The sequence below is a fragment of the Rubrivirga sp. genome (assembly GCF_049648075.1).
Lineage (GTDB): Bacteria > Bacteroidota > Rhodothermia > Rhodothermales > Rubricoccaceae > Rubrivirga.
On sequence record NZ_JBARYR010000066.1, the window covers coordinates 1 to 3,215 of the forward strand.

2 protein-coding genes are annotated in these 3,215 nt (G+C 68.0%); both read left to right on the forward strand.

The window, feature by feature from the left end; genetic code table 11:
- Positions 1-73: 73 nt before the first annotated feature.
- Positions 74-787, forward strand: coding sequence for a hypothetical protein (locus WBA11_RS01925; protein WP_424519041.1), 714 nt, complete (start codon positions 74-76; stop codon positions 785-787).
- A 110-nt stretch (positions 788-897) separates the two neighbouring features.
- Positions 898-3,215: ABC transporter permease (locus WBA11_RS01930; protein WP_424519042.1), on the forward strand; the 2,318-nt coding region annotated here is incomplete at its 3' end.

Genomic DNA, 3,215 nt, shown 5'->3' on the forward strand with positions numbered 1-3,215 from the left:
CCGTACAGGTCGATATGCGCGCTGGATCGGCTCTTGCAGGTCCCTTCCTCGTCTTCACTTCCTTGCCCTGTCCATGCGTGCTCTCCTCCTCGCCCTTCTCTTTTCCACCGCCACCGCGGCTCAGACCGAGTCCGTCGTGGTTACGATCACGCCCGACGGCTACACGCTTGCCACCGTCTCCGACGAGCCCGTCGACTCTGACCGCGCCCTGCTCCTGACGTACACGGAAGAGGGGACGTGGCTAAGCCGAGTGCTATCACCGGACGACGTCCCGTCTGAGGTGATGGCCCGAAGACGCCCGGCGCGCTTCCGCCCGGCCTCGGCGTCCCTCCGGCCCGTGACCCGCCCGGCCCACCGAGCGGACGTGACTCCGAGAGAGATGCGGGTGGGAACCCCTCTCCAGTCGCGCGTCCGGTACTCGGTGTGGCTCAGCCGCTTGCCGGCCGCCTCGGTCCCGTCGCTGCTCGCCGACCTCGAGGACGAGGCGCCGTTCACGCGGGCCGAGGTCCAGACGCGCGACCAGCACGCCGAGGTCGAGCTCTCGTTCGCGTTCTCGTCCGTCGGCGCGTGGGCCGAGTGGACCGAGCAGGCCGGCCTCGAGGCACGCTTCGCGAACGACCCCGCGATCCGCGTGCGGAGCACCATCGAGGTCGTCCGCCCGATGGAGCGGACCTACGGCGAGATCCTCGAGGACGCGCTCGAGATCCTCGACGACGACACGTTCGAGCTCGACGGCGAGTCCACCGACGTCCTCGGGGACGGCGAGATCATCGACGACATCGACTAGTCCTGACGCTCGGAACCGTCCTCGAGGGCGCTGCCCCGTCCTCGAGGTCGACGCTCGACTCCGACGCGCTCTAGCCTTCTGACGTCGCACGCCGCCCTCACCTTCCAGACATGCCCCGACACTACCTCACCGTCGCGTTCCGCGCCCTGCGCCGGCACCCCGGCTACGCGTCGCTCAACGTCGTGGGGCTGGCCGTCGGGATCGCGTGCTGCCTGTTCCTGCTCCTGTTCGTCCAGGACGAGCTGAGTTACGACCGCCACCACCACGACGCCGAGAGCGTCTTCCGCGTCACGTCCGTTCCGGGCTTCGACGAGTCCGACCGGGACCGGGAGATCATCAGCACGCCGGCCCACGTCGCCCAACTCCTCGAGGACGAACTGCCGACTGTCCAGGCTTCGGCTCGTCTGTACACCTACTGGCGCAACGCGCTCGTGACCGTCGGGGACGACGCCTTCGAGGAGACCGGGTTCTACTCCGCCGATCCAAACGTCTTCGACGTGCTCACGCACCGCTTCATCCAGGGCGATCCTGGGACGGCGCTCTTGCAACCTGACGCGGTCGTGCTCACCGAGTCGACGGCCCAGCGCTACTTCGGCGACGTCAACCCCATCGGCCAGACCATCATACGCGACGGGTCTCGGAACTACCAGGTGACGGGCGTCATCGAGGACGTCCCCGAGGCGGCGCACTACGACTTCGACCTGATCGACGCGATGGACCCGCCGGACGGCCCCGTCGAGTGGGGGACGGCCAACTACTTCACGTACGTCCGCGCCAACAACGCCGGCGCGCTGCCCGGCCAACTCGACGCCCTGATCGACCGACTCGAGGCCGAGGGGCAAGATCCGTGGACACTTCGGGCCACGCCCGTCACCGACATCCGTCTCTACTCCGAGCTCGAGGGCGAACTCAAGCCGACCGGCACGATTCGGACGGTCGTTGGGTTTGCGACCGTCGCGTTGCTGATCCTGCTGATCGCGTGCATCAACTACATGAACCTCGCAACGGCGCGCTCTGCGAAACGGGCGGAGGAGGTCGGGCTGCGGAAGTCGCTCGGTGCGCACCGGAGCCAGCTCGTGACGCAGTTCTACAGCGAGTCCGCGCTGATGACGGTCTTTGGTGTTCTGCTGGCACTCCTCGTCGTGGCGATCGGATTGCCGTGGTTCAACGCCCTCAGCGGCAAGGCATTAATGTTCGGGGCACTCACCAGCCCGGGCATCTTGGCCATCATCGGCGTCACCCTGGTCGTGGTGACGTTCGTGGCGGGGAGCTACCCCGCTCTGCACCTGTCGAGCGCTGAGCCCGTTCGGGCGTTGCGCGGAGGTTCAGCGTCAGGAGGAACGTCGTGGGTGCGGCAGGGGCTCGTGGTGTTCCAGTTTGGGATCTCGGCCGTCTTGGTCGTAGGGACGCTCGTCGTGCTGAGCCAGGTTCGGTTTCTGGGCGATCAGGACCTAGGATTCGACAAGGAGCAGGTGGTCGCACTGCCGCTGTCAGATTCGATTCTCCAGACCGCCGCGCCGGCGATTAAGCAGGAGCTGCTTCAGAGCCCGCGCATCGAGGCCGTCGGCGCCGTGAACGCGGTACCGGGCGAGGTCGGCTGGACCTCGAGTGTGTGGGGCGAGGGGATGCCCACCGAGCAAACGATCACCTCCAACGGTCTGCCGGCCGGCGCAGACGTGGCCGACGGACTCGGGCTGCGCGTCGTGGCCGGCGCCGCCTTCGAGAACCCGCCGACGCCGGACTCGACCAACTTCCAGTTCCTCGTCAACGAGTCCGCCGCTCGTCAACTCGGGTGGACACCCATCGAGGCCGTCGGCCGTGCGCTGAGCGTCGACGGCCGTCGAGGTCGCGTGCGCGGCGTGGTGCAGGACTTCCACTTCCAGTCGCTCCACGCCTCCATCGCCCCGCTCGCGATCTGGTATCAGCCGGATGCCGTGCACCACCTCGCCGTCCGCCTCGCCCCTGGCGACACACGCGCGGCGATGGCCGACCTCGAGGCCGCCTGGGGCCAGTTCGCGTCGCACCGTCCGTTCGCGTACCGCTTCCTCGACGACGTGTACGACGGACTCTACCGCAGCGAGCAGCGCCTCGGGGACATCGTGAGTCTGTTCGCCGGACTCGCGATTCTGGTCGCGTGCCTCGGTCTTTTTGGGCTAGCGGCATTCACGGCCCAGCAGCGCACCAAAGAGATCGGCGTGCGCAAGGTGCTCGGCGCGACCGTTCCCAATCTGGTGGCGCTGTTGACGAAGGACTTCGTCGCGCTCGTGGGTGTCGCCTTTGCGATTTCGGTGCCGCTGGCGTGGGTCGGTATGTCGCGATGGCTCGACGGGTTCGCCTACCACGTCACGCTCGGCCCCGCGCCGTTCTTGGCGGCCGGCGCGCTGCTGGTCGTCGTCGCGCTCGCGACCGTGAGCGCCCAGGCCCTGCG

Bases quoted from the DNA above. Each gene is read 5' to 3' on its own strand.
- WBA11_RS01925 (WP_424519041.1), top strand. From the start codon at position 74: ATGCGTGCTCTCCTCCTCGCCCTTCTCTTTTCCACCGCCACCGCGGCT.